This is a genomic window from Streptomyces sp. NPDC003284 (assembly GCF_053589675.1).
Window position 1 is genome coordinate 306,916 of the sequence record NZ_JBSFSI010000004.1, and the last position, 26,592, is coordinate 333,507.

Below are 26,592 nucleotides of genomic sequence, written 5' to 3' on the forward strand. Positions count from 1 at the left end.
AACCTTGAGCGACTCCCGCGGTCGCACCCGGGGCGGTTACAGGAAAGAACCATATTCCTGGAATTCGAGGCGACACACGGCGGATACAGTGTGCGGGCCCACGGGCCCGCGCTGCCCTACGACGGCAACGCGCCGTACAAGGGACTCCTGAAGTGCAGCCAGCGGGACGTGGCGGCGGGCGTCGCGAACCTGCACGACCAGTGGGCAGAGAAGGTCGTGCGGCGAAGGGTCGCCGGCCGCTACGTCTACGACGGCTTCCCCGCCCAGACCGTCGGCGCGCGGGACGCGGAGAGCGAACTCGCCACGGTCTGCACCGAACTGGCCCTTGCGGGGCAGTCGTTGTACCGGCTGCTGTTCCGCAAGGGGGACAACGGCCTGAAGCGCCTGGAAGAGGCCCTGGCCCAGGCCCTGCGCAGCGGCCCGCAGACCATCACCGTCACCTCCGAGGACCTCTTCGTCCCGTGGGGCATGCTCTATCTGCACCCCGATCCCGGCGCGCTCCTGAACGCCGGTGCTCCGGGCCAGTGGACCGGCTTCCTCGGCTACACGCACATCGTGGAGCACAACCTCGGCTGCGTCCCGGACTACGACCCCTTCATCCACTACGGGACGGAGCGGCCGAGGGCCAGTCTGCACTTCGACACCCGGCTGGAGAACAGGGACCAGCCGGACACCTGCCCGCTCCAGCCGGTGCGCAACGTCGTCGAGACCCATGCCGACTGCCAGGAGCACCACACGAAGCCGCAGACCTCCGCGTCGCTGATCGCACGGGACTCGGACCACCACGTACTCGTCTTCGGCGCGCACGGCACCGGGGTCCGTACCGACCGCAGAGGGGAGCATCAGGCCAAGGTCGTCCTCAGCGACAACGAGCCCATCTACGCCGACGACATACACGACTGGGCCTGCGACCGGAGCGAACGGCTGAGCAACCCGTTGTGTTTCATGATGGTCTGCGAGGGCGGCCGCGTCGGCATGTACTTCCAGGAGGGCCTGGCGCGACCGTTCTTCGAACTCGGCGTGGGGTGTGTCATCGGCCCGCAGATAGAGGTCAGTACACAGTTCGCCAGCCGTTTCACCTGCCGGTTCTTCGAGGAGTTCTTCAAGGGCGAGTGCGCGGCCCCGGTGATGCGCCATCTCACCCAGGAGTTCATCTCCCAGCACGCCACGCCGCTCGGTCTGGCGTTCACCCTGGTACGGGGTATCGACAGCCGCCTGATAGCCGAGACGGGGAGCCCATGACCGGCGCCGGACCGCAGTGGAACGTGATCGACCTGGACGCGGACGGGCATCTGCTGCGGCCCGGCGGCCGTGGCCGCGTCACCGCCGACGACGTACCCGGGCATCTGGAGCAGCGGCTGGGACTGCGCGAGGACACCACCGACATCTTCCTCTACGTCCACGGCTGGCGGACCTCAGCCGAGCGGGCCGAGGCCGACGCCCGGAGGCTGTTCTCCCTGGTCGAGTCGGTGTGGGACGAGCAGCCCGGCGCGTATCCGCGCATCGACGGCTTCCGCCCGCAGTTCGTGTGCGTACGCTGGCCGTCGGCCGACAGGCGGCTGCCGCTGGACTACCGCACGATCCGCGACCGCACGGCGTCGATGTCCCTGGACGGCCAGGTGCCGCGGATTCTGGGAGCCGTGCTCGGGTACTTCAACGACCACCGGGACATGCCCGAGCCCGGCCCGGACGTCCTGACCGGCTCCTATGGGCAGTATCTGCACTGCGTGGGCCACTCCTTCGGCAGCCGCTTCCTGCTGCACGGCATCCTGGAGGCGACCGAACGCCTGGCCCGGGGCGGCCCCGACACCCTCGCCTGGGACTGGGGGGACAGCGCCTACCCGTGGACCCTGGACAGCCTCACCCTCTTCCAGGCGGCGCTGCCCGCCGACGCCTTCGCACGGGAGCCGTACAGCGCGATCCTCGGGCCGAGCGTGCTCAACGCGCCGGTCGCGATGACCTACTCCCCCTCCGACACGGCCCTCGGCTTCTACCACCGCCGCAGCGAGAAGCAGAACGCCGTCGGGCACCTCGGGGCGACCGCCCCGGCCGGGCAGATCGGACGGCTGACCGTCCACGGCGTCGGCACCCCGTATGTGTTCCCCGAGGGCAAGCGGCTCGTGAACATCGACGCCACGAAGCTGTTCGTCGAGGGCAACCGCGTCACGGGCGGCGCCCATTCGGACTTCTACCGGCCGGAGTCCGCGCACCTCCTGCTCTCGCTGGCGGACGCCGCGCGCTGAGCCGGGAGGGGCGGGCCCCGGCCGGTGCCGGGCCGCCGGGGACGCCGTGCGGTGTCAGCGGGCGCTGCCCAGCGTCCGGTCGTCCTCGGCGCCCTGGAGCATCAGGGTGGTCTCCTCGATACGGCGGAAGCGTCCGTCGGCGGCGAGTTCGGCGAACAGATAGACCTCCATGGCCACGGCCGAGCCGTCCTTCTTGGTGATGTGCACCGTGTGCCGGTCGGCGTAGCGGGTGCCGTCGCGCAGCTCCTCGTGCACCTCGACGCGGCCGCCGTCGACGACGGTGCGCAGGTGGGTGATGTGGTCGAGGAATGCGGCGCGGTCGGCCCAGTCGCCGTCGGTGCGCTGCCGGTAGTCGGGGGTGAAGTGCCGCCCGGCCGCCTCCTCCACGGTGAGGCCGGGGGTGAGGAGCAGGTCGGTGAGTGCGGTGCGGATGTCGGTGCGGGACATGGGTCCACCTTTCCAGAATGCGTGCGCCGCGCACGCTCTTAAGAGGACCCTAGCACCAGAAGCGTGCACCGCGCACGCTATTGTTCCGAGGGTGGAGAACCGAGTGGGACAAGAGATCGCCGACGCGCTCGGCGTGCTGCTCAGACGTACGACGCGCACGAAGCTGCACGGCCGGCTGACCGAGGGCATGGGCGAGGCGCTGGACGAGCTGACGTATCCGGTGCTCAGCGCGCTGGCCCGGACCGGGCCGCGCAGCGCGGCCGACCTGGCGTCGGAGGTCGGTCTCGACCGCTCCGGCGTCACCCGGCGCGCGTCCCGTCTGGAGGCGGCCGGACTCGTCCGCCGGGAGCCGGATCCCGCCGACCGCCGCGCCTCGCTCCTGGTCCTCACCGAGGAGGGCGAACGGACCGTGGGCGAGCTGCGCGAGCGCCTGGTCCGGCACATCGCGCGCAGCCTCGACTCCTGGCCGCCCGAGGAGGCCGAGACCTTCGCCCGCCAGTTGCGCCGCTTCACCGCGGAGGGGCCGTTCTCCTGACGGCCCGTACTCCCGGGAGCCCAGGAGGTCCGGGCGTGCCCGACAGCCCGGACACGGGAGGACCGGACACAGGACCGGGCACAGGACCGGCCCGCCCGACGCGTACGGCGTCGGACGGGCCGGGGAGGGCCGCAAAGGACAGGGGAAGGGACGAGGAAGGGACGGCAGTGGGATCGGGGGCCGGGTGTGCCCGGCCCCCGGGCGGATCAGGCGTCGGCGATCGGGCCGGTGCCCAGACGGATGTGGTCGATGGCCCAGAACCAGTTGTTGCCCGCGTTGAAGACGCGGAAGTTCGCCTTCACCGAGGTGGCGCCGGCCGGGACCGGGCAGGAGAGCGTGACGAGGCGGTTCTCCTGGTCCTTGCCCAGGTTGGTGTTGCCCGTGGCGGCGCTGCTGTAGTGCAGCAGCTGCACCTTCTCGCCGGAGTCGAACTCGACGGTGACCTCGGCCTCCTGCGGGCTCTCCTGCCGGTAGTGGGAGTCGAAGCCGAGGTGCAGGGTGGCGGTGCCCGCGGGCAGGGCCACCGCCGGGCTGGTCAGCGTCGAGTCGAAGCGGCCCCGGCCGGACGGGCTGCCGGTGTCGTCCCAGTCGTCGGGGTCGGCGACGGCGACGACGCCGAGCGAGCGGCTGAACGCGGGCCGGTCCTGCCCGCCGGGGAACCAGAACTGCTTGGACAGGAAGGTCCAGCCCTGGAGTTCCCGGGTGCCCTGCGGCATGCCGGGCGCGTTGGTGACCGTCCAGCCCTTGGGCGCGGTCGGGGTCCAGCCGAGCAGTCCGGGCCGGCTCAGGTCGGCGGCGGGTGCCAGCGCGGGAGCGAGGGACTCGAAGTCCTCCGCGAGCAGGTACCCGGTCAGGACGGGGCCGGTCCGCAGGGGCAGGGACGCCGACACCTGCGTGTCGGTGCCGCGCAGCTTCGCCTTCACGGCCGCCGTGAGCGTGCCGGAGGCGCGGGCCGCGGTGGCGGGGGCGGTCACGTCCCAGCTCAGGGTCGCCGACGAGCGGGCCGGTACCGAGGTGGGCGCGGTGCCCCGGACGGTGGCGCTCCAGCCCGCGGGAAGTGCCGGGGTGGCGGCCAGACCGGTGAGCGGGGTGCCGCCGGCGTTGGTGACGGTGGCGGTCACCGTGGTGGGGCGGCCCGGCGAGAGCACGGTGCCGTCGGTGCCCGGCGAGGCGGCGGGCCCGGCGAGCGTGACGCTCATGGCGGGGGCGACCGCCGTCCGCACCCGTGCGTCGGCCCACCTGAGCAGGCCACCGCCCTCCGCGTGCGCGGCGACGGCCAGCCGGCCCGCGGTGGCCGTGTCGGAGGGCGTGACGGTGAAGCGCACCTCGGCCGACTCCCCGCCCGCGAGCCGCCTGGGGGCCGTACCGGTCTGCTTCACCGACCAGCCGGAGGGGGCGAGCAGCGCGACGGAGAGCGTGTCGAGCCGGCCCCGGTCCTGGTTGCGTACGGTGACGACGACCTCGGTCGGGTTCCCCTGGGTGAACGGCGTGTCCAGGGGCGGCAGCGCGGCGGGCAGGCCGATCGACGCGGACAGCGCGGGGGCGGTGCCGGTCGCCGGGTCGGTGACACCGGGCTCGCCGTCCGCCAGCCGTCCGGTCATCCGGCGCAGGAAGGCCGGGTCGTCCCGGTCCAGGACGGCGATGTCGTACCAGCCGTGGTCCGCGAGGCGGAGCCGGACACCGCGGGACCTGCCGGGCGCGAGGGTGACGGTGTGCACCGCGCCGCCGTGCCGGTGGGCGTAGACCGACTCGCCGACGAGCAGGGTGCGGGTGCGGGAGGAGGAGTTGGTGCAGACGATCTCCGCCTGTCCGGCGGCCGGGTGCTCCACGAGGTACGCGTCGGCGCCCACGCCCGTCCCGCGCAGCTCCCAGGTGGACCAGCCGGGGCCGCGGACCTGGAGGTCGTAGCCGTCGGCGCCGTACTCCACCGTGGTGTCGGTGCTCCTGCGGGCGGCCACCGTCCAGGTGCTCGGGGCGCTGCCGTCACCGGGATAGGCGGTGAACGGGGCGGCCACGGTGCCCTGGTTGCCCAGGTGCAGGCGCAGCCCGGAGCGGGTGAGGGAGGTCCGCAGCGAGAGCCGGTAGGGCAGGGGGCGCGTCCGGCGCGTGCCCTCCTCCTGCCGGGGCAGCGCCTGCTCCTTGGGCGGTACGGGGTTCCAGCGGCCGACGGCGGCGGGCACCGGTCCGGGCTGCTCGACCTGGGGCTGGCGTTGGCCGCGGTGGAAGTCGAAGGCGGAGGTCAGGTCGCCGAACACGCTGCGGCGCCAGTCGCTGATGTTGGGCTCGTGGACGCCGGTCCACTTCTCCAGGAAGCGGATGACGGAGGTGTGGTCGAACGCCTCCGAGCTGACGAACCCGCCCACGGTCCACGGCGACACGACGGTCATGGGCACGCGCGGGCCGGGGCCGACGGGGTTGCCGTTGAACCAGTCGTCGCCGTTGCCGGAGGCCGGCTTGGGCGCGACGGGGGCGGGCACGTGGTCGAAGTAGCCGTCGTTCTCGTCGAAGTTGATGAACAGCGCCGTCTTCGACCAGGTCTTCGGGTCGCTCGCGATGGCGTCGAGGAGGTCGTAGACGAGGTTGGCGCTGCCGACCGGGGTGGAGCTGCTGGGGTGTTCGGACAGCGCCGCGGTCGGCACCACCCAGCTGACCTTCGGCAGGGTGCCCGCCTTGATGTCGGACCGGATGCGGTCGACGAGCGTGTCCGGCTCGGAACGGTAGGCGCCGCGCCGGAAGAGCCGCCGCTCGGCCTCGGTCAGCGCGTCGACGCCCCGCTGGAACTCGGCCAGCGCGGTCGTGCGCTGTGCGACGGTCATGCCCGGAAGGCTGTCGTAGAACTGCTCGGTGGTGGCGTACTTGCCGGTGACCTTGGCGAGGATCTTGCGGCCGATCTCCTTCCACGGCCGGAAGTACTCCACCGCGTTGTCGGTGAAGTTGTCCCACTCCTGGTAGATCTGCCAGGAGACACCGGCGGCCTCCAGACGCTCGGGGTACGTCGTCCAGTCGTAGCCGGCGTGGTTGTAGTCGTAGGCCGCGTTGGTGACGGCGCGGTTGACGCCGTCCGGCTCGTAGCCGGTCTTGCCGGACCACAGGTAGAGGCGGTTGGGGTTGGTCGAGCCGTAGACGGAGCAGAAGTAGGAGTCGCAGATGGTGAAGCGGTCGGCCAGTTCGTACTGGAGCGGGATGTCCTGCCGGTCGTAGAAGGCCATGGTGCTCTGCGTCTTGGCGGCGACCCAGTCGTTCCACCAGCCCTTGCCGCGGGCCTGGTTGGCGTCGGAGAAGCCGTGCGCGAGCGATCCCAGGTACTGGATGTCGCTCTCCTTGCGGCCCGCGTCGACCGCCGCCCGGCGCGCGGAGAACGGCAGCACCTTGCCGCCCTGGGCGCGCGGCTGCTCGAAGACGCTGTCCCCGCTGGGCAGGCGCAGCGGCGTACGGTCGCCGAAGCCGCGCACGCCCTTGAGCGTTCCGTAGTAGTTGTCGAAGGAACGATTCTCCTGCATCAGGACGATCACATGCTCGATGGCACGCAGGCCGCCCCGGGGCATGGGCGCGGCCATCGCCTGGTGCAGGGACGGGGGCAGGAGGGAGAGCGCGGCACCACCGGAGAGTGCGCCGAGGACCTTGCGGCGGGAAACATCAGACATGCGCGGAAGGCTAGATCGCCAATACCGCACCGCATAACCATGCGCGGCAGGATTTCTCCGACCGTTCAGTCAGCGACATCAGATGTTCGCCTGCCGCACCCGGTCCGGGGGAAGCGGCGGCGCCGGGTCCGGGGCACCGTGCGGCCGGTCGGGGGCGGAGCCGTGGCCGGGGGCGGGGTCCAGGTCGAGGAGGGGGCGCAGGGCGCCGAGAACCGCGCCGACGCAGACGTCGCGCACCTGCTCACGGGTACAGGTCTCCTGGGTGAGCCAGTCGACGCACAGGACCCGGACGAAGACCAGCCAGCTCTTCAGGACGCCGGACACGGCCGCGCGGGCGCCCTCGTCCGCGAGCGGGAGCACGGCGAGCAGCCGCGCCCGGAGCGCGTCCAGCTCGTCCGTCATGATCGTCTGGATCACCGGATCGCCCGCGAGGACCCGGTTGGCGGCGAGGACCGCGTTGCGGTTGGCCACGAAGTAGTCGAGGTGGACGTCCATGCCCTGGACGAGCTGTTCCGCCAGGGAGTCGGCGGGGTCGAGCCGGGTCTGCGCGAGCAGCCGGTCCGCCGCCTGCCGGTACACGGCCGCGAACAGGGCGTGCTTGCTGGGGAAATGGCGGTACAGCAGGGCGCGGGAGACACCCGCCTCGGCGGCGACCTGCTCCATCGGCACATCGTCGTACGGGTGCGCGGCGAAGAGCCGCGCGCCGACGGAGAGGAGCTGGGCGCGGCGGGCGTCGGGCGTGAGGCGCTGGCGAGGGGACACGCGCGCAGCTTAGTTGACACACGTCTACTAGTGCACCCACTGTAGGAGCCGCACGCCGACCGGATTCCACCGCGACGACGGGGAGGCCCCCGATGGCCAGGACTCTGCGCGTACTCACCCGGCTGATGGGCTGGGCCTGTGTGGCGATCGGCCTGTATCACGTGGCCCTCGGCAACGCGGCGATCCCCGGGGCCGGTTCGGCGGGGGCGACGGTCGACAGCTGGGGCCGGTTCATGGGATCCAGTTTCGTCGGCTACGGACTGGCCTGGCTGTGGGCGGCGCGGCAGCGTCCGATCCCCGCCCAGGCGGTGCGATGGCTGGCCGGTGTGTTCCTGCTGGGCGGCGCGGGCCGACTGCTCTCGCTCGCCGTGGACGGCCGCCCGCAGTGGTTCCAGCTCGTCCTGACGGTGCCCGAACTCGGCCTGCCGCCGGTGTTCTTCTGGCTGGCGGCGGCGGAGGAACGCGAGCTGAGGGACGCCGCTCCGGCGGGGGCCGAACCGGCGTGAAGCGGCGGCGGGGGCCGGAGGGGGCGGCGTACCGCTCCCTCCCCCGGCGCAGGGTTGCCGGGACGCCACGATGCCGGGACGCTGGGTGACCGGGTGAACGGGTGAGCGGACCGCCTCGCCGCACAGCCCGAGGTGAACCGGTGTAGCTCCAGCAGGAGTTGGCCGCGCTGTCGCTCCGGATGATCTGCGGGTTCGCGCTCGGCGGCGCGGACGCCGGTACGGACGCGGACCGTGTCGTCGCCGCGTTCGAGGAGGTGCTGACCGAGTACCCCGGCCGGCTCTACGGGGCAATGTGATCGGGGCGCTCGCCGAGGCGGGGGAGAGTCCGGCGCGGATCCGGGACACCGTGAGGGTGACGCTGCTCGCCGCCCACCACACCACCGGTGTCGCCGTCTCCTGGACGCCGCACCTGCTGGGCCGCCACCCCGAGGTGGCCGACCGCGTCGGTGCCGAGCTGGACCGGGTGCTCGGCGGGCGCGCCGCGCCCGGCTACGGCGACTTGCGGCGGCTCACGTATCTCGGCATGGTGCCGAAGGAGTCGATGCGCCTGTTCCCGCCCGGCCCGTACGGCGCGCGCGAGGCCACCGGGGACCTGGCCGTCGGGCCGTACGCGATCCCGGCGGGGACGGCGGTGTTCCTGCCGTTCTGGGCGGTGCACCTGAACGCCGCGTACTGGCCCGAGCCGGAGCGGTTCGATCCCGGACGGTTCGCGCCCGGCGCGGCGGCCGGGCGCCCGCGGCTCGCCCACATCCCCTTCGGCTTCGGCCCGCGCGGCTGCGAGGGCGCCGCCCTGGCCACGGTGGAGGCCCGGCTCGTCCTGGCCGTCCTCCTCGCCCGCCTGCGCTTCTCCCCCGCACCGGGACACGAGGTGACCCCGGAGGAACGGTTCGTCCTGTAGGCACGGGACGGGATCCGGATGACGGTACGGCCGCGGGGCCGGTGACCGGCCGTCCGCGGGACCGATGACCGGTCGTCCGCGGGCCGTTCAGGTCGCCGCGGCCTGCGGGGAGCCGGTACGGGCACGGAACGCCGCCGCCACGGAGTCGGTGAGGGTGACCATGGAGCAGGTGTCGGCCAGCCACTGGACGGCCATCGCGTGGTGGGCGGCGGTGCGGTCGGCCACGGCGTCGGCGACGACCACGGGGCGCAGGTCCTGCATCCAGGCGTCGGCCGCGGTGAGCAGGACGTCCGTGCGTGCCGTCGCGCCGACGACCACCAACTGGTCGCGTCCCAGCTCCTTCAGTCGCGACCGCAGCCGGGTCCCGGCGAACGCGCTGTAGCGCTTGGCGGTCAGGACCGTGTCGCCGGTCTGCGGCTGGAGCACCTCGACGACCGCGCGCGCCTCCGCCGCGGCGAACTCGTCCTCCGGCGGGACCGGATCCGGCCGGGCGGCGGCCCGTACGCCTTTCCCGCCCACCTGTCTGCCGGGCGCCGCGGTCACATAGAGGACGGGCACTCCGCCGGAGCGCGCGCAGTGCACCAATCTGCCTATGTTGGCGACGAGTTCACCGACCGGCGCGGTGTCGCGCAGGGCGCGCAGGACGGGCTTCTGCATGTGCTCCACGAGGAGCGCCGAGCGGTGCGGATCGATGGTCCAGCAGGGGCTGTCGTCCGGCACCGGCACCGCGTCGGGCATGCGGTACGGGACGACACTCGACGACGTCATGTCTCGGCCTTTCGGCTCAGGCCGGCATCCGGCCGGTGTGGGAGATGCGGCGCGAGGCCGCGAGCAGGGCGTGGATCTGGGTCCCGACGTGGTCGATGTGCCGTACCGGGGTCCGGAACGGCACACGGGCGTCGCGGTGGGTGCGCCGGTACTCCAGGCGCAGGGTCAGGCCGTAGCGGTCGACGGCCAGCGGGAGCACCCGCCGCACACCGCCCTCGGGGCGCGGGCGGACGAGCCGCAGCAGGCGGGGCACCAAGTCGGCGTGCTCGTCGACGAGATGGGTCAGCATGCCCGCCTCGCACAGCGCCAGCGGGTCGAGTTCGGTCGTCTCCAGCTCCGGGAGCGTCACGTACGAGCGTCCGGCGGCGTCCTCCAGGACGGCCTGCCCGAACTCCATGCAGGTGCTCTCGGTGGCTTCGGCGTCGTACGGGGCGCCCAGCACTCCGGTCAGCGTGACCCGGGCGCGCAGCCGGTCCCGCACGGGCGTGGGGGCGATGTCGGTGAGTTCGAGCCGGACCGGGACCCGCGTGCCGGTCGAGGCGCCGCCGCTCTCGCACGGGGCGTGGAGGTGGAAGTGCCCCATGGCGCCGAGGCCGTCCAGCCGGCGCACCTCGTGGCCGCGTCCGTCGCTGACCACGGTCATCGAGTGGGCGGCGGCCAGGATCGAGCGTACGCGCTCGGCGGCTGACGGCGCGCCGGCACGGCTGAGGAAGTGACGCATCCGGAGTCCTCCGCAACGAATAACTTAGGTTTGCCTAACCTAACCTACCGCACCTTGATCCCGAGGACCAGCGGCATCCCGTACCGGGGCGGCCCGAGGGACGCGCGACCTCCCCTCTCTTGACATGAGCGAGACAATGCGACGAGCGAAGCGGCACAGCCCGGTGCCCCGGTGCCCCGGTGCCCCGGCACGGAGAACGAGAAGACCGCAAAGGCCGCAGAGACATCGGAGAACACGGAGAAGAGGCGGACATGACCCTGTTCGGAAGAAGGCGTACGGCGGCGGGACTGTCGCTCGCCGCCACGCTGCTCACCGCGGCACCCGCGGCGGCCACCGGAACCACCGCACCCGCCCCGGCGGCAGCCACCGCCGGTACGGCAGCGGCCGTCTGCGACCTCTACTGCGACGCCCGCGACCCCTCCGCCGCCATCTCGGAACGCGTCCCGGTGAGCAGCTCGCTCTACGGCCGCAGCATCCGTCTCCACCTCTCCGACAACGATGTCATGGGCTGGGCCTCGATCGACACGGGCGATCCCGGTGACGAGGTCTGGCTCGACCGCAGCTTCGACGGCGGCAGGTCATGGTCCTCCGGAAGCAAGCTCGGCGACACCCGGACACCGGACGGGTCACGTGGCTGGCGGACCCTGATGTACAACGTCGACGACTGGAACACCGCCGGGGTCGGGGCGCTGCGCGCCTGCGGCAAGGCCGGTGACCGGGCGGAGATCGCCTGCACGGCCTGGGCCCGGGTGGACCGCAACGCCTGGAGCCGGGGGACCGCGGCGGCGACGGCGCTGATGATGTCCTACGACCGCGGCACCGGGCTCTTCGGCGGCAACGGCTGGTGGACCGCCGCCAACGCGCTCACCGCCATCATCGACAACGCCCGGGTCAGCGGTATGCCCAGCTACAAGTACGCCATCGCCACCACCTACGACAAGAACCTCCGTGCCCAGGGCGGCGACTTCACCAACGACTATCTGGACGACACCGGTTGGTGGGGGCTCGCCTGGATCGCGGCGTACGACGCGACCGGTGACGGCCGCTACCTCGCCACCGCGCGCGCCGACGCGGACCACATGAACGCCTCCTGGTCGGGCGTGTGCGGGGGCGGGGTCCTGTGGAACAGGACCAAGACCTACAAGAACGCCATCACCAACGAGCTGTTCCTCCAGCTCAACGCGGCGCTCCACAACCGGATCCCCGGGGACACCGCCTATCTGGAGCGCGCGCAGCGGGAGTGGTCGTGGTTCCGGCAGAGCGGGATGATCAACAAGGACCACCTGATCAACGACGGTCTCACCGACGCGTGCGCCAACAACGGGCAGACCACGTGGACCTACAACCAGGGCGTCGTCCTCGGCGGCCTCACCGAGCTGTTCCGGGCGACCGGCGACAGCGGTCTGCTGAGCACGGCCCGTGAACTCGCCGACGCCTCCACCTCCCGGCTGGCGACCGACGGCGTCCTGCGCGAGCCCGGTGAGTCCGACGGCTGCACCGGCGACGGCCCGTCGTTCAAGGGCGCCTACGTCCGCGGACTCGGCAGGCTGGACGCCCAGTTGACCGACCACCCCTACGCCGCGACGCTCGACCGGTGGGCGGACGCGGCGTACGCCAAGGACCGCAACTCCCTCGACCAGTACGGCCCGCACTGGAACGGCGGGGCGGGCACCACCGACTACGGGTGCCAGCAGAGCGTCCTCGATCTGCTCAACGCCGCAGGGCAGTAGGCGCGCGCCGACAGTGGCCGAGAGGGCGGATGGCCGGGAAGGCGGGTGCCCGGACCGGGCATGCCGGTCACCGCGCGGCGTACGCGTCCATGAACATGTCCAGCAGTCCGTCGACCGCGCTCTCGTCGACCGGCAGCGGCGTCAGCAGGTGGCGGTAGTACAGCGCCCCGCACAGCACCTCGGCGGCGAACGTCAGATCCGCGTCCGCGCGCAGTTCGCCGTCGCGCTGGGCGCGGGTGATCCGCTCCAGGGTGCGCTGTTCGGCGGTGCGCAGGAACCGCTCGTACAGCGTCGCCCGCAGCGCGGGGTCGGACTGGGCCTCGGCGATGACCGCGCGGTAGACCTGTCCGATCGGCGGATCGGCGAGGGCGGCGGTGGAGCGCAGGAACTGCTCGCGCAGGTCGGAGCGGATCTCACCGGTGTCGCCGTAGTCCAGGTCCGTCATCCAGGCGCGGTGGAGCGCGTCGAGGAGCAGCGCCGCCTTGCCCGGCCAGCGGCGGTAGACCGTGTGCTTGCCGACCCCGGCCCGGCGGGCGATGGCCTCGATGCTCAGGCCCGCGTACCCGACCTCCGCGGCCAGGTCGAGCGTCACCTGGAGCAGCGCTTCGGTGCGGGCGGCGCCCCGGCGCCGGGGGGCCGGGGGTTCGGTCGCCATGGGTCCGACTTTAACGGCACGCGTCATGCCGTTGACAGGCCCTCGTCCGAGGCCACAGGATGACGGTTCGTACGATCGGCACGCCCCGTGCCGATCTGATCGACCCGACCGATCCGGGCGGGCTGACCGATCCGGGCGGCCCGACCGTTCCGAGCGCACCGGACCGCGACCGGTCCGAGACCGAGGGGACCTCTCCGCATGCCCGTACCCGCCGACCCGACGATTCTCCACCCGATGCCGGGACAGCCGCGGGTGGTGCTGCTCAAACCGCTGGTGAAGTCCCCGCTGATCGAGGTCGGGGAGTACTCCTACTACGACGACCCGGACGACGCCACCGCGTTCGAGACGCGCAACGTGCTCTACCACTACGGGCCGGAGAAGCTGATCATCGGCAGGTTCTGCGCGCTGGGCACGGGGGTGCGGTTCCTCATGAACGGCGCCAACCACCGCATGGACGGCCCCTCGACCTTCCCCTTCCCCACCATGGGCGGCTCCTGGGCGGACCACTTCGACCTGCTCACCGGCCTGCCCGAACGGGGGGACACCGTCGTCGGCAACGACGTCTGGTTCGGCCACGGCGCCACCGTGCTGCCCGGTGTGCGGATCGGGCACGGCGCGATCGTCGCCGCCGGCGCGGTGGTCACCGCCGACGTCCCGGACTACGGCATCGTCGGCGGCAACCCGGCCCGCCTCATCCGCACCCGCTACGACGACCGCGACGTCGCCCGGCTGCTGGCGGTGGCCTGGTGGGACTGGCCCGCCGAACACATCACCGCACAGGTGCGGACGATCATGTCGGGCAGCATCGACGAGCTGGAGGCCGCCGCACCACGCCAGTGACCTGCGCGGCAGTGTGGCGATGCGGTGGTGCGGCGATGCGGCGGGGGCTCGCCGGATTCACCGGGAGCGAGCGCCCCCGGTGAATCCGGCCGGGGGCCGAGGTCAGCAGGTGCCCACTGCGGGGGCGAACGGCCCGCCCAGGGCCGCCCATTGCAGGAGCATGATGGTCTTGGCGTCGGCGATCCGCCCGTCGCGGGTCATGGCGAGCGCTTCGGTGAAGGGCAGTTCGAGGACTTCGATGTCCTCGCCCTCCGCCTCCACGCCGCCGCCCGTCCCGGTGCGGTCGGCCGGGGTGTAGGGAGCGGCGAAGAAGTGGAGGCGTTCGGTGACGGAGCCCGGACTCATGTAGGCGTCGAGGACATGGGTGAGCGGGCCGAGGGCGACGCCGAGTTCCTCGGCGGCCTCACGCCGTACGGCGGTGAGCGGATCGTCCGCGTCGAGCAGTCCCGCGGCCGCTTCGACGAGCACGCCGTCCGGATGGCCGTTGACGTAGGCCGGGTAGCGGAACTGGCGGACGAGCAGGACCCGGCCGCGTGCGGTGTCGTACGGCAGGACGACGGCGCCGTTGCCGCGGTCGTAGGTCTCGCGCGTCTGGGTCTCCCAACGCCCGTCGCGGCGGCGGTAGTCGAAGGTGGTGCGCCGCAGGACGTGCCAGCCCTGCGAGGTGAGTTCGACGTCGCGGACCACGACGCCGGGGTTGCGGTCCAGGTCGCGTCCGGCCCGGTCCAGACCGGTGCGGCCGCGGTGGTCGGGCATGTCGATGCCGGGGCGGGGCACGGGGAGCGGATGGGGCGTCGCTTGGTCGGTCATGACGCGCTACAGTACATGCAGAAACGTGCATGAACAGGAGAGAACGCGAATGCTGGCTGCCGAACGACGCGACCATCTGCTCGGTCTGCTCGCCCGCGAGGGCAAGATCGTCGCCAAGGACGTCGCGGCCGGGCTGGGGATCTCCGAGGACAGCGTGCGGCGCGATCTGCGCGACCTCGCGGCCGAGGGGCTGTGCCAGCGGGTCTACGGCGGCGCGCTGCCGGTCTCCCCGGCGGTGGCCGACTACACCGCCCGCCAGTCGGTGACCCCGGACGGCAAGCGCAAGGTGGCCTCGGTCGCCGCCGCCCTGGTGCCGCCGGGCGGCGCGCTGATCCTCGACGGCGGCACCACCGCCCTCGCCGTCGCCCGCGCGCTCCCCCGGGATCTCGCCTGCACCGTGATCACCCACAGTCCGACGATCGCCGCGGCCCTGCTCGACCATCCGCAGGCGGAGCTGTTCCTGCTCGGCGGGCGCGTCTTCAAGCACTCGGCGGTCGCCTGCGGCGCCGCCGCGGTCGAGGCCGCGCAGAACGTCTCCGCCGACCTCTGCCTGCTCGGCGTCACCGGCGTGCACCCCGAGGCGGGGCTGACCACCGGCGACGCCGAGGAGGCGGCGATGAAGCGCGCCCTCGCCGCACGGGCCGCCGAGACCTACGTCCTCGCGTCCTCCGAGAAGATCGGCACGGCCTCGCGGTTCCGCGTGCTGCCCTGGACCGCGATCACCGGCCTGATCACCGACGCCGACCCCCACGACACGGTCCTCTCCCGGCTCAGGACGCTCGGCGTGGACATCACGACGACCGGCTGACCCCGCGCACCGGACACGCGACCGGCCACGCTCCGCCCCGTGAGCGGACCTGTGCTGGTGGTGGAACGGCCTCCTTCCTGCGAACCTGGGCCCGGCGGCCCGGTTTCCGGCTCCTGAAGCAGCCCGACCGGGCCCGGCCGGGCCGAACTCCGGTGGGGCGGCGGCCCGCCGGCCCGGCCGTGCGACCGGGTGCGGCGGAACGCCGGGCGGAGGCGGGTCAACCTTCCCCGGCTCCGCACCGTCGATCACTGTGGGACCCGGCGGGGCGGCCGACGGCAGGCTCGCCGGATCCGCACGCGTCGCACCACGCGTCGGACACGGGGGAACGAATGCTGCGGATACATTTCACGGACGCCGACTACGCGACCGTCCGGCTGCGTGAGGGCCCGGATGCCATGTGGGAGACCCTGCTGAGTCTCCATGCCCTGCAACAGCCCGACGAGGCCGTGGAGTTCGGGCGCTGGCGGGCGGAGGTGGCCAGGGAGCTGGACCCGGTGGCCGCCGACAGCCTCTTCCCGCTCGCGCCGCCGGTCGGCTACTCGCCGGACTTCCTCACCCCGGCCGGGGCCGAGGGCTTCGGACCCGGTCTGGAACGGGTGCTGGCGACACCGGTCCGGCGCATGGTGCGCGAACTCGGCCGGCTCCGTCCCGCGCGGGCGTCGGCGTCGTACGTACGCGGTCTCGCCGCCGCCGAGTCCAAGCCGCTCCTGCGGCTGCGGGACGCGCTGCACCACTACCACACGACGGCTCTCGCCCCCTACTGGCCGCACATCCGGCAGAGCGTCGGGGCCGAGGCCGCGCTGCGGCTGCGGGTGCGCGAGGAGCGCGGGGTGCGGGAGCTGCTGCGGGGCGTCCACCCGGCCGTCCGGTTGCAGGGGGACGTCCTGCGGGTGCCGTATCCCGGCCCGGACCGCGATGTCCGCCTCGGCGGCCGGGGGCTGCTGCTGGTCCCGTCCTTCTTCTGCCGCAACCGCCCCATCTGCCTGCGCGACCCGGAGCTGCCCCCGGTCCTCGTCCACCCCTTCGCCCGCGAGGCGGAGTGGCGTACGCCCACACGCGGCGGCGGCAGCCGGCCCACCCGCGCCCAACTCGCCGCGCTCACCGCCCTGCTGGGGCGCACCCGCACCCGTGCCCTCGCGGAGATCGGCGCCGGGTGCACCACGGGCGAGCTGGCCCGGCGGCTGCGCATCTCCGCGGCGGCCGCCAGCGAGCAGGCCACCGCGCTGCGCCGGGCGGGCCTGGTGTCGACCGTGCGCAGCGGGCGCACCGCCCAGCACGCCCTGACCGTCCTCGGCTCGGATCTGCTGCACCAGCGGCACCGGCCGCCCCACCCGCACGACCCTTCGGCCACAGCCGAACCATAGGAAAGCCGGTTGAGCGTCCGCCGCCGTGCCGGGACAGTGACCCCGGGGCTGCTCCTGACGAGACGGGACAGCGTGTCGTACGGGGGGTTCCATGCGCGCGAGCGTCATACGCGTCGGCCGGGTCCGGGCGGCGGTGCTCGCCGTGCTGGCCTCGCTGTTCGTCGCCGGGGCGGGGCAGGCGGCGGCGGACGACCTGCCGCCGCTGCCGTTGGGCAGCAACTGCAACCTGGTCAGTGAGACCAAGGCCGGTCCCGGCACCATGGACTTCAGACCGACCGCCCTGCAACCGACGCGTATCGAGGCGCCCGGCGGCACGGCCAAGACGAGCGTGACGGGTACCCGCACCGAAAGCATGACGACCACGGCCACGATCAGCGTGAGCGCCAAGCTCTCGGTCGCCGAGGTCGAGGCGTCGGCCTCGACCGGGCACACGGCCCAACAGAGCCTCACCTACGGGACCGAGGTCCAGCAGAACGTCTCCGTGCGGCCGGGGCAGTACGCCCTGGTCTCCTACGGCGTCTACTCCTGGAAGACCACGTACGCACGGACGTACACGATCCCCGGGTGCAACAAGGACGCCAGTGCCCTCCCCTGGTTCGCGGACTACTCCTACATGTGGGTCCCGATGTACGCCGGCTGGAAGATCGAGTACTTCCCGCCGAACGGTTCGGGCAGCAGCGGCGGCAACCCGCCCAGTCCGGTCACCGTGCCGACCAAGCCGCAACTGGTGACGTCGGTGTACGGGCTGCCCGACGGCACCGTGCTCAACACCAACGACACCCACCGCGTCTACAAGATGGCCGGCGGCGCCCCGATCTGGCAGTCCACCTGCGACGGCGGGCTGTGCCCCGACGCCAGGCCCACCACGCAGGCGGTCATCGACGCCGGTCCCGCGGCGCCGTCGGACGGTGCCACCGTGCAGGACCAGCAAGGTCAGATCTTCAGGTTCGTCGGCGGCGCGCCCATCCACATGGCCACCTGCGACGGCAGCGGCTGCGGCACCCCCGTCAAGGTCTCCACCTGGAGCGTGGCCGCACTCGACCACATGCGGCCCGTACCGGCCGACGGCGCCACCGCCCAGGACCAGCAGGGCCAGATCTTCAGGTTCGCCGGTGGCGCACCCATCCACATGGCCACCTGCGACGGCAGCGGCTGCGGCACCCCCGTCAAGGTCTCCACCTGGAGCATCGCCACACTGGAGCACATGCGGCCGTATCCCATGGACGGCGCCACCGTGCAGGACCAGCAGGGCCAGATCTTCAGGTTCGCCGGCGGCGCACCCATCCACATGGCCACGTGTGACGGCAGCGGCTGCGGCAGCCCGGTCAAGGTGTCCACCTGGAGTGTGGCGACGCTGGACCACATGAACCCGGCGCCGGTGGACGGTTCCACCGTGCAGGACCAGCAAGGACAGATCTTCAAGTTCGCCGGCGGCGCACCCATCCACATGGCCACCTGCGACGGCAGCGGCTGCGGCACCCCCGTCAAGGTCTCCACCTGGAGCATCGCCACACTGGAGCACATGCGGCCGTATCCCATGGACGGGACGACGATTCGGGACCAGCAGGGGCAGATCTTCAAGTTCGTCGGCGGCGCGCCGGTCCACATGGCCACCTGCGACCCGGGCTGCGGTGCTCCGGTCCCGGTGTCCACCTGGAGCGTCTCCCATCTGGACCACATGCTGGCGGTGCCGATGGACGGATCGACCGTGTCCACCGAGAACGGGACCGTCTACAAGTTCGCCGCCGGGTACCCGTTCCGGCTGTCGGGCTGCTCCTCGGACTGCGGCTTCCCGGTGCCGGTCACCCAGTGGAGCGTGGACCACCGCGAGCACATGGCCGACAGGCCGGTGGACGGCATCAGCCTCGTCGCGGCGGACACCGGCACGCTCTACCGGACCAGCGGCGGGTTCACCGACCCGGTGGGACCGTGCCCGCAGACCAGCGGCTGCCAGTGGGCGCCGCGTGTCGACCAGTCCTCGGTGGAGTTCCTCACCGACCCCAGCGCCAACCACGGCCCGCTGTACGGCCAGCTCACCCGGTACGTCAACGGCAGCGGCGACCACTACAGCGCCACCGGTTCCGTGCCGCCCGGCTACCGCGCGGAGGGTCCGCTCGGCCAGCTCGACCTGGTGCAGGAGCCGGACACCCACCCGCTGTACGCCTGCCAGAACGGCGCGGAGGAGTTCAGCTCGGTCCGGGACGACTGCGAGGGCTCGCCCCGCATCGCCCTGCTCGGCCACCTCTACGACTCCCCCGCCCCCGACGGGCCGCCGATGCTCGCGGTGTACCGCTGCAAGGACGGCACCGCCGGGGAGCACTTCGACTCCACCGACCCGAAGTGCGAGGGCAAGGTCCAGGAGAGCCTGCTCGGCTACACCATCGGCTACGGGGCGCTGACCCGGTACGTGCACCAGGGCGCGCCCAGCGACCACTGGACCACCACCCGGGCGGCCGGGGCCGGTTACCGGCCCGAGATCGCCATGGGCATGGTGTCCCTGGTCGGCGGCCCCGGCACCCGTGCCCTGTACAGCTGCCGCAGCGGGAGCGACGAGTTCACCTCGCTCCAGGCCGACTGCGAGGGCGCGACGAAGCTCGCCGGGATCGGCTGGGCCTGGGAGACGCCGGTCGCGGGTGTGCCGAGCCTGCCGCTGTACCGCTGCCGGATCGCGGGCGGCGAGCACTTCGTCTCGCACGACGCGAAGTGCGAGGGCATGCAGCAGGAGACACTGCTCGGCTACGTGGTGGCGCGGGCCGCCGTGACCCGCAGCATCCGGGGCACCGACCACGCCGAGGGCACGGCGGGCCTGTCCGCCGGATACCGGGCGGAGGCCGTGCACGGATACCTGTCCCTGGTCGCCGAGCCGGGCACCAAGGCGCTGTACCAGTGCCGAGCGGGCGGGGACGACTTCACCTCGCTCGACTCCGGGTGCGAGGGCCAGACCGTGCAGGGCACCCTGGGCTACGTCTGGAGCGAGCCGCCCGCCGGGCGGCCCAGCACACCGGTGTACCGCTGCAACACCGGCGGCGGGGACCACTTCGACTCGGTGCGCGAGGACTGCGAGGGACAGCACAGCGAAGGGCTCCAGGGCTATCTGCTGACCACGCCCTGACCACGCCCTGCCCCGGCCCTCCGCCGACCACTCCCCAGCCGGGGGGACCCGCAAAGGAGGACCCGCACCTTCACTGCACCTGTCCGACACCGACCGGCCGTCGTACGACAAGGAGACCGCGATGAGACGTGGGGCACACGCCCGGTGGACCTGGCCGGCCGTCCTGTGCGCGCTCGTCCTGCTGCTCGCCCCGGGCAGCGGGACGGCCGCGGCCGAGCCGCACTCCCCTGGGGCGCCGCTCGCGTACCCCGAGCGCGGCGACTACCGGATCAAGGCCGTCCAGCCCGACGACTGGCCGGACAAGGACGAGATCGCGGGCAACAACACCGGCGGCGTCGCCATGAACCTGGTGTGGGCGCAGTGGCAGCCCACCGTGCAGTCCCCGCCGTGCTCCACCGGCCAACAGCAGTACGACGGCCAGTGCTTCACCGTGCCCGCGCGCCTGGACGACGACATCCGCGACTGGACCGAACGCGGTCTCGTCGTCACCGGCGTCGTCTACGGGACACCGGCCTGGGCCCGGACCGGCAGGACGTGCGTACCCTCGGCACCGGGCATGGAGATCTTCTGCGCCCCGGACCGCGCGAGCGACTACGCCCGTTTCGCGGGCATGCTCGCCCAGCGGTACGACGGCCTGCACGGTCACGGCCGGGTCGCCGACTTCGTCGTCGGCAACGAGGTCAACACCAACACCTGGTTCAACATCGGCTGCGGCCACGGCACTCCGTGCGACACCACCGCGTGGCTCGACGAGATCGCCGCCCTCTACGACACGGCCTACGACCGCATCGGCGCCGAACAGCCCACCGCCCGCGCCTATCTGTCGCTCGACCACTCCTTCGGCAGCGCGCTGGACGCCCCCGCGGCGGCGGAGCCCGTCCTGTCCGGCATGACCGTGCTGCGCGGCCTGGCCGCCCGCGCCGGAACCCGGCACTGGCGGGTTGCCATGCACCCCTACCCGCGTGACCTGCGCAGTCCCGTGTTCGGCCCCGATGACACGCCGTACGTGACCTACGGCACGCTCGGCCATCTCGTGGGCTGGCTGCGCCAGAACTTCCCGGCGAACACCGCGGCCTGGTCGGACGTGCAGCTGACCGAGAGCGGCATCACCTCGGCGGGATCCTCCTCGCCGGAGCGGCAGGCGCAGGCCGTGTGCGACTCCTTCCGGGACGTGCTCGGCACGCCCGGCATCACCAACTACGTCTACCACCGCATGCTCGACAACCCCACCGAGACCGCGGCCGGGCTCGCCCTCGGGCTGCGCGCCCCCGACGGCAGCGCGAAGCCCGCGTGGCGGACCTGGGCCCTGGCCAACCGCGCCGACCTGACACCCGCCCAGTTGTCCTGCGGTTTCGAGGATCTGCCGTACACCCGCCTGGTCCGCGCCCACTCCCCGACCCGCGGCCACTGGGCCTCCACACGTGGGCTGCCCGCCGGGTTCACCGCCGAGAACGCCTGGCGGCTGCTGCGCCACGAGGCGTCCGGCACCCGTCCGCTGTTCGAGTGCCGGGTCGGCGGGCACAACATGGTCAGCACGGAGGCCGGCTGCGAGGGCCAGGAGCCGCTCGGCCCGCTCGGCTACGCGGGTACGGCGCCCGCGCCGGGCACCGTCGCCCTCTACCGGTGCCGGGTCCCGTCCACCGGCGACCACTTCGTCTCCGAACAGTCCGCCTGCGAGGGCCAGTTGACCGAGGGCCTGCTCGGCTACGCCTGGCGGACCTGAGCCGGGCGCCGGGCGGGCCTGAGCCGGGCGGGCCGGGCGCGGGCCGGACGCGGGCAGCCGCGCGCCGCTCCCCGGCTCGCTGACGTACCGTCAGGGCCGCGGCGTCAGCACCTTCGGCCAGTCCAGGCCGCGCACCTTGGCGTCGAGGCCGCCGTCGCAGTACATCAACGTGCCCACGCAGTAACCCGACTTGTCGGAGAGCAGGAAGAGCACCAGTTCGGCGACCTCTTCCGGGCGGCCCGCCCTGGCGGCCGGGACGGACGCGAGGAACGCCTCGATACCGGCGGCGATCCGCGGGTCCTTGCGGCCCGCCCGGGTCATGGGGGTGTCGATGAAGCCCGGTGCGATGGCGTTGAGGCGGATGCCGTCCGCGATGTGGTCGGCGGCGCGGGTGCGCGTGTAGTACGCGATGGCCGCCTTGGTGGCCGGGTAGGTGAGGACACCGCCGTCGTCGGGCAGCTCGTCGGCGAGGGTCCGGGCGGCGTTCTCGTCCCCCGCCAGGCAGGCCGCGGCGAGTTCGGGGCTCCAGCCGGGCTGCGTGGTCATGGAGTTGGAGGAGGCGAGCACCACGGAGGACTGGCCCGCGGCGGCCAGGGCCGGGCGCAGCCCCTCCAACAGGCCGATGGCACCGAAGTAGTTGACGGAGACCAGCAGGCTCGCGGGGCGCCCGGCGCCACCGGAGATCCCGGCGAACGGCACGAAGCCGTCGAGCCGTCCGTCCGCGAGGCGGGTGACCTCGGCCGCCGCGGCGGTCCGGCCCTCCGGGGTGCCGAGGTCTGCCTCCACGTCGGTGCCGCGCAGGTCGACGCCGATGACCCGGTGCCCCTGCTCGGTGAGCCGGGCTGCGATGGAGGCGCCCATACCGGAGGCGGCTCCGGTGACGGCGATGGTTCCCATGAGGTCTTTCTCCAGGGGTTCAGGTCGTTCAGGTCGTTCAGGTGGACAGGTGGAGCAGGTGGGCAGGTGGATCAGGTCGTCGGGGGCGGGGCTGTGCTCGGGGCAGGCGGGCGTACGGTTCAGCGGAGTCAGCGGAGTTTCACGGATCCGCCGTCGGCCATCACGGTCTGCCCGGTCATGTACCGGGAGTCGTCCCCGGCGAGGAAGCCGACGACGGGGGCGACGTCCCGGTCGGGATCGCCGAAGCGGCCGAGCGGCACCGCGGCGGCGGACCGGGCGTACTGCTCGGGGTGGGCCTCGGCCCACTGGGCCACCCCGGCCGTCAGGGCCATCGGGCAGACCACGTTGACCCGGATGCCGTACGGCGCCCATTCGTTGGCGGCCACCCGGCTCAGTCCGCGGATCGCCTCCTTCGCCGCCGCGTACGACGCCTGGTTGGGCTGGCCGTTGAGACCGGCGCCGGAACCGAAGTTGACGACGGACGCGTGGGCGGACTTCTTCAGCTCCGGCAGTGCGGCGAGCATGAAGTTGCGGGTCGCGTACAGACCGGTGTCCATCGCGAGGTCCCAGTCGTCGTCCGTCTGCTCCTCGAACGGCTTCTGGCGCGACACGCTCGCGTTGTTGACCAGGACGTCCAGCGCGCCGAAACGTTCGACGGCGGTGGCCACGGCCGTGTCGGCGACCCTCCGGTCGGACACGTCGCCCCGCAGGAAGACCACGGCGTCGCCCAGTTCCTCCGCGACCGCCCGCCCGGCCTCCTCCTGGAGGTCGACGACGACGACCCGGGCGCCGCGCGCGGCGAACAGCCTCGTGACGGCGGAGCCGATACCGGACGCGCCTCCGGTGACGATGGCCGACCTGCCCAGGAGAGCGGGGGAAGTCATGGTGCGATTCCTTTCACGGGTGCGGCTCGTCGGGACGGCGGCCGCGGGGAGCAGCGGGGCGCTCGCGTGCGGGCGGTGCTCAGCCGGGGAGCTGGGCCCGGCGGCCGGGGGCGGCGGACGACTGCATGGTCATCCCGCCGTCGACGACGAGGAGTTGGCCGGTGAGGTAGCGGGACTCGTCGGAGGCGAGGAACACCATGGTGTGGCCGATGTCCTCGGGGGATCCGAGGTAGGGCAGCGCGTTGCCGTTCCTCAGGCTCTCGATGACGCTGTCGGGGAGGTTGTTCTCCAGGGCGGGGGTCATGACCGCGCCGGGGGCGATGGCGTTGCAGCGCACGTTCTGCGGGCCGTACTGCACGGCGATGGACTTGGTGATGCTGACCACGGCCGCCTTGACCGCACCGTAGGACGTCTGGAGGACGTCGCCGACCAGGGCGGCGACGGAGGCGGTGTTGATGACCGAGCCGCCGCCCGCGCGGATCATGTGCGGGATCGCGTACCGGGCGCCGAGCAGCGTGCTGGTCACGTTGCGGGCGACGGCCCGGTGGAACTCCTCCATGTCCATGCGCAGCAGGTCCAGATCGGTGCGCGGGTTGGTGCCGCCCACGTGGTTGCAGAGCACGTGGAGGGCGCCGAACTCCTTGACGGTCGCGGCGGTCATGTCCGCGATCGAGCCCTCTTCGGTGACGTCCACCGTGACGGGCAGCGCCCGGCCGCCGGCCTGCTCGACGAGCGCGGCGGTCTCCTCGGCGGCCGCGGTGTCGAAGTCGGCGACCACGACCCGCGCGCCCTCCCGGCCCATGAGCTGTGCGGCGGCACGGCCGATGCCGCTGCCCGCGCCGGTGATGACCGCGACCTTGTCCTGGAGACGTTCCATGGGGTTACTTCCTTTGCTGTGCGGGGAGTTGCGGCGGGTCAGCGGGGAGCGCCGACGGCCGGGGCCGGGGCGGTGTCCTGCCCTGCGGCGGGGCGGTGGGCCCGGGGGATGAGGAGGGTGAGGCCGATACCGGCGACGGCGGCGAGCATCGCCACGACGTACGTCATGCGGAAGCCGTGCTCGGACGGCACGGAGACCGGGCCGACGCGCGTGGTCATGGCGGCGAGCATCGCGGCCATCACCGCGCTCGACGAGGACGTGCCGACCGAGCGCATCAGGGAGTTGAGGCCGTTGGCGGACGCGGTCTCGGTCACGGGGACGGCGCCCATGATCAGTGCCGGGCTGGCCGCGTAGGCGATGCCCACGCCCGCGCTGACGATCATCGACATGACGACGATCTGCCAGACCTCCGCCATGAGGCCGAGGCCGACGCCGTAGCCGAGACCGATCACGCACAGGCCGGTCAGCAGCGTCACACGGGCGCCGTGGCGGGCGGTGATCCGGGCCGAGAGCGGCGCGAAGGCCATCATGACCAGGCCGCTGGGCGCCAGCGCCAGACCGGCCGCGAGCACGGACTGGCCCAGGCCGTAGCCGGTGGCGGAGGGCGACTGGAGCAGTTGCGGCAGGACCAGCGACGTCGCGTACATGGCGAAGCCGACCATGAGGGAGGCCAGGTTGGTGAAGAGCACCGGGCGGCGGGCGGCGACCCGCAGGTCGACCAGCGGCTGCGCCACGCGCAGTTCGTAGACGCCCCAGAGCAGCAGGACCGCCGCACCGCCGGCCAGCAGGCCGAGGACGGATCCGCTGGTCCAGCCCCAGGTGCCGCCCTTGGTGGCGGCCAGCAGCAGGCACACCAGACCGGTGGCGAGTCCGATCGCGCCCGGGACGTCGAAGCGGCCCGGGGACTGGTTCGGCGACTCCCGCAGCAGCAGCGCCACGAGTGCGAGGCAGAGCACCCCGAGTGCGGCCGCGACCCAGAACAGGACGTGCCAGTCGGCGTACTGGACGATGGCGGCCGACACCGGCAGGCCGACGGCGCCGCCGACCCCGAGGGCGGCGCTGACCAGGGCGATCGAGCCGCCGACCCGGTCGGCGGGCAGGATGTCCCGCAGGAAGCTGATGCCGACCGGTATGACGCCGGTGGCCAGGCCCTGGAGCGCCCGTCCCGTGACCACCGGGACCAGGCTGTCGGACACGGCGCACAGCACGGATCCGACGACGACCAGGACCAGGCTCGCGATGATGATCCGGCGTTTGCCGTACATGTCACCGAGGCGCCCGGCGATCGGGGTGACCACGGCCGCGGCCAGGAGCGTGGCGGTGACCGCCCAGGAGGCGTCGGAGGCGCCGGTGTGCAGCAGCTCGGGCAGCCTCGGGATGATCGGCACGATGAAGGTCTGCATCAGCGAGATCACGACGCAGCTCAGGGTGATCACGGCGGTGACCGCGCCTGCCCCCGCGGAGCGGACGGTGGTGATGGGCACGAGGCACTTCCTTGGCTGAGAAGGGGCTCACGGACGGTGACGGTGTGGGCGGCGGCACGGAACGCCATCACCTGAGGGATGCGGTGGTTCCGGGGCCCGCGCGACGCCCGCGGCACACCAGGAGCCCGCCGGGCCTTGTGTATGTTACATACACACCATGGCCGGTGCAATGACCGCAAGGACCACGGGCCACGGGCCACGGGCAAGAGCCGGGGACCACGGGCCAAGGGCCGGGGAAGGGACTGCCGCGGCGGGTGGATCACGACAGGGGACACTGGTGGGGCGGAACCAGAGAAAGGGAACACGGCACACATGACGGAGCCGAACGAGCAGGAGCGCCGCCTGGGCGACCTGGAACGGGAACTGACCCTGTTGTCCCGGCATTTCATCGCCTCGCGTGGCCCACGCATCGGCCAGAGCCTCGACCGCTCGGCCTACGTTCTGCTCACACGACTGGAGACGGGCGAACCGCTCACGCTCAAGGAGCTGGCACACACCTTCCAGGCCGATGTGTCCACCATCAACCGGCAGATGAGCGCCATGCTGCGGCACGGCCTCGTCGAGCGCATCGAGGCCACCGCCAAGGGGGGCGCGCGCACGTTCCGCCCGACCCCGCTCGGCCTGGAGCGGCTGGCGGCGGACCGGGCGATCAGCCGGGCCGGGGCCGCCCGGCTGATCGAGGCGGCGGGCTGGAGCCCCGAGCGCACCCAGCAGTTCCTCACCCTGATGATCGAGTTCAACCACGGGATCGAGCAGCTCGAAGGGCTCGCGTGGGACCACGGGGGCGGGACGGGCGGCTCCTCGCCCCGTACGGCCGGGTAGCGCGGGAGCGGTCCGATGCGGGGGCCCCTCGTGGGCCGGGGCCGAAGCCGGGGACGGGGTCG

22 protein-coding genes and 1 pseudogene are annotated in these 26,592 nt (G+C 72.7%); 12 read left to right on the forward strand and 11 right to left on the reverse strand.

Annotated features, from left to right (window positions below):
* The first annotated feature begins 90 nt into the window (after positions 1–90).
* Both ACWDYF_RS11335 and ACWDYF_RS11340 read left to right on the forward strand, forming a co-directional pair.
* Positions 91–1,242, forward strand: coding sequence for a CHAT domain-containing protein (locus ACWDYF_RS11335; RefSeq protein ID WP_389465631.1), 1,152 nt, complete (start codon positions 91–93; stop codon positions 1,240–1,242).
* Positions 1,239–2,243 carry a hypothetical protein gene (locus tag ACWDYF_RS11340; RefSeq protein ID WP_389465628.1) on the forward strand — a complete coding sequence of 335 codons (1,005 nt, stop codon included), beginning with the start codon at positions 1,239–1,241 and terminating at the stop codon, positions 2,241–2,243. Before ACWDYF_RS11335 ends, ACWDYF_RS11340 begins: the two co-directional genes overlap by 4 nt.
* A gap of 54 nt (positions 2,244–2,297) precedes the next feature.
* Here ACWDYF_RS11340 and ACWDYF_RS11345 read toward each other — a convergent pair whose 3' ends face one another.
* Entirely contained in the window at positions 2,298–2,690 is a 393-nt protein-coding gene (locus ACWDYF_RS11345; protein WP_389465625.1) for a nuclear transport factor 2 family protein, read from the reverse strand.
* Positions 2,691–2,781: 91 nt separating this feature from the next.
* On the opposite strand from ACWDYF_RS11345, the gene ACWDYF_RS11350 reads away from it, so the two are divergent.
* Positions 2,782–3,225, forward strand: coding sequence for a MarR family winged helix-turn-helix transcriptional regulator (locus tag ACWDYF_RS11350; protein WP_168720747.1), 444 nt, complete (start codon positions 2,782–2,784; stop codon positions 3,223–3,225).
* A gap of 206 nt (positions 3,226–3,431) precedes the next feature.
* Here the strand turns inward: ACWDYF_RS11350 and ACWDYF_RS11355 are convergent, their stop codons facing one another.
* Together ACWDYF_RS11355 and ACWDYF_RS11360 are read right to left on the reverse strand one after the other, a co-directional pair.
* Positions 3,432–6,869 (reverse strand): phosphocholine-specific phospholipase C, encoded by a 3,438-nt coding sequence (locus ACWDYF_RS11355; RefSeq protein WP_389465622.1) that lies wholly within the window; start codon positions 6,867–6,869, stop codon positions 3,432–3,434.
* A 78-nt stretch (positions 6,870–6,947) separates the two neighbouring features.
* Positions 6,948–7,631 (reverse strand): TetR/AcrR family transcriptional regulator, encoded by a 684-nt coding sequence (locus ACWDYF_RS11360; RefSeq protein ID WP_389465619.1) that lies wholly within the window; start codon positions 7,629–7,631, stop codon positions 6,948–6,950.
* 92 nt (positions 7,632–7,723) lie between these two features.
* Here ACWDYF_RS11360 and ACWDYF_RS11365 point away from each other — a divergent pair, with 92 nt between their 5' ends.
* Positions 7,724–8,137: a DUF4345 domain-containing protein gene (locus ACWDYF_RS11365; RefSeq protein WP_389465616.1), complete on the forward strand. Its 414-nt coding sequence runs from the start codon at positions 7,724–7,726 to the stop codon at positions 8,135–8,137.
* A gap of 146 nt (positions 8,138–8,283) precedes the next feature.
* A pseudogene (locus tag ACWDYF_RS11370) lies at positions 8,284–9,035 on the forward strand (cytochrome P450); the annotation flags it as partial.
* Positions 9,036–9,122: 87 nt separating this feature from the next.
* Here ACWDYF_RS11370 and ACWDYF_RS11375 read toward each other — a convergent pair.
* Both ACWDYF_RS11375 and ACWDYF_RS11380 read right to left on the reverse strand, forming a co-directional pair.
* Positions 9,123–9,803 carry an isochorismatase family protein gene (locus ACWDYF_RS11375; protein ID WP_389465614.1) on the reverse strand — a complete coding sequence of 227 codons (681 nt, stop codon included), beginning with the start codon at positions 9,801–9,803 and terminating at the stop codon, positions 9,123–9,125.
* A 16-nt stretch (positions 9,804–9,819) separates the two neighbouring features.
* Positions 9,820–10,524: a DUF2470 domain-containing protein gene (locus ACWDYF_RS11380; protein ID WP_381742301.1), complete on the reverse strand. Its 705-nt coding sequence runs from the start codon at positions 10,522–10,524 to the stop codon at positions 9,820–9,822.
* Between the two features lie 251 nt (positions 10,525–10,775).
* Here ACWDYF_RS11380 and ACWDYF_RS11385 point away from each other — a divergent pair, with 251 nt between their 5' ends.
* The gene (locus ACWDYF_RS11385) at positions 10,776–12,254 is read left to right on the forward strand and encodes a glycoside hydrolase family 76 protein (RefSeq protein WP_389465610.1); all 1,479 of its coding nucleotides are present in this window, start codon (positions 10,776–10,778) and stop codon (positions 12,252–12,254) included.
* Between the two features lie 67 nt (positions 12,255–12,321).
* Here the strand turns inward: ACWDYF_RS11385 and ACWDYF_RS11390 are convergent, their stop codons facing one another.
* A complete protein-coding gene (locus ACWDYF_RS11390) occupies positions 12,322–12,909 on the reverse strand; it encodes a TetR/AcrR family transcriptional regulator (protein ID WP_018565251.1) in 588 nt (195 codons plus the stop codon).
* Positions 12,910–13,107: 198 nt separating this feature from the next.
* Between ACWDYF_RS11390 and ACWDYF_RS11395 the strand changes: the two genes are divergently transcribed.
* Positions 13,108–13,749: a CatB-related O-acetyltransferase gene (locus tag ACWDYF_RS11395; RefSeq protein ID WP_389465607.1), complete on the forward strand. Its 642-nt coding sequence runs from the start codon at positions 13,108–13,110 to the stop codon at positions 13,747–13,749.
* A gap of 102 nt (positions 13,750–13,851) precedes the next feature.
* Here the strand turns inward: ACWDYF_RS11395 and ACWDYF_RS11400 are convergent, their stop codons facing one another.
* Positions 13,852–14,559 (reverse strand): NUDIX domain-containing protein, encoded by a 708-nt coding sequence (locus ACWDYF_RS11400; RefSeq protein WP_389465604.1) that lies wholly within the window; start codon positions 14,557–14,559, stop codon positions 13,852–13,854.
* Positions 14,560–14,608: 49 nt separating this feature from the next.
* Between ACWDYF_RS11400 and ACWDYF_RS11405 the strand changes: the two genes are divergently transcribed.
* The 4 genes from ACWDYF_RS11405 to ACWDYF_RS11420 all read left to right on the forward strand — a co-directional run bounded on the left by ACWDYF_RS11405 (position 14,609) and on the right by ACWDYF_RS11420 (position 21,566).
* Complete coding sequence (locus ACWDYF_RS11405; protein WP_389465602.1) at positions 14,609–15,367, forward strand: DeoR/GlpR family DNA-binding transcription regulator; 759 nt, start codon at positions 14,609–14,611, stop codon at positions 15,365–15,367.
* 329 nt (positions 15,368–15,696) lie between these two features.
* A complete protein-coding gene (locus ACWDYF_RS11410) occupies positions 15,697–16,731 on the forward strand; it encodes a transcriptional regulator (RefSeq protein ID WP_389465600.1) in 1,035 nt (344 codons plus the stop codon).
* A gap of 91 nt (positions 16,732–16,822) precedes the next feature.
* Entirely contained in the window at positions 16,823–19,843 is a 3,021-nt protein-coding gene (locus ACWDYF_RS11415) for a hypothetical protein (RefSeq protein WP_389465597.1), read from the forward strand.
* 121 nt (positions 19,844–19,964) lie between these two features.
* Complete coding sequence (locus ACWDYF_RS11420) at positions 19,965–21,566, forward strand: DUF5722 domain-containing protein (RefSeq protein ID WP_389465592.1); 1,602 nt, start codon at positions 19,965–19,967, stop codon at positions 21,564–21,566.
* A 90-nt stretch (positions 21,567–21,656) separates the two neighbouring features.
* Here ACWDYF_RS11420 and ACWDYF_RS11425 read toward each other — a convergent pair whose 3' ends face one another.
* The 4 genes from ACWDYF_RS11425 to ACWDYF_RS11440 all read right to left on the reverse strand — a co-directional run bounded on the left by ACWDYF_RS11425 (position 21,657) and on the right by ACWDYF_RS11440 (position 25,708).
* Positions 21,657–22,463 (reverse strand): SDR family oxidoreductase, encoded by an 807-nt coding sequence (locus tag ACWDYF_RS11425; RefSeq protein ID WP_389465587.1) that lies wholly within the window; start codon positions 22,461–22,463, stop codon positions 21,657–21,659.
* A gap of 128 nt (positions 22,464–22,591) precedes the next feature.
* Positions 22,592–23,347, reverse strand: coding sequence for an SDR family NAD(P)-dependent oxidoreductase (locus tag ACWDYF_RS11430; RefSeq protein WP_381742283.1), 756 nt, complete (start codon positions 23,345–23,347; stop codon positions 22,592–22,594).
* A 79-nt stretch (positions 23,348–23,426) separates the two neighbouring features.
* On the reverse strand, positions 23,427–24,224 hold the full coding sequence (locus ACWDYF_RS11435; protein WP_381742281.1) for an SDR family NAD(P)-dependent oxidoreductase: 798 nt from the start codon (positions 24,222–24,224) through the stop codon (positions 23,427–23,429).
* 38 nt (positions 24,225–24,262) lie between these two features.
* Complete coding sequence (locus ACWDYF_RS11440; RefSeq protein ID WP_018565262.1) at positions 24,263–25,708, reverse strand: MFS transporter; 1,446 nt, start codon at positions 25,706–25,708, stop codon at positions 24,263–24,265.
* A 312-nt stretch (positions 25,709–26,020) separates the two neighbouring features.
* Between ACWDYF_RS11440 and ACWDYF_RS11445 the strand changes: the two genes are divergently transcribed.
* Complete coding sequence (locus ACWDYF_RS11445; RefSeq protein WP_381742277.1) at positions 26,021–26,530, forward strand: MarR family winged helix-turn-helix transcriptional regulator; 510 nt, start codon at positions 26,021–26,023, stop codon at positions 26,528–26,530.
* Positions 26,531–26,592: the final 62 nt, after the last annotated feature.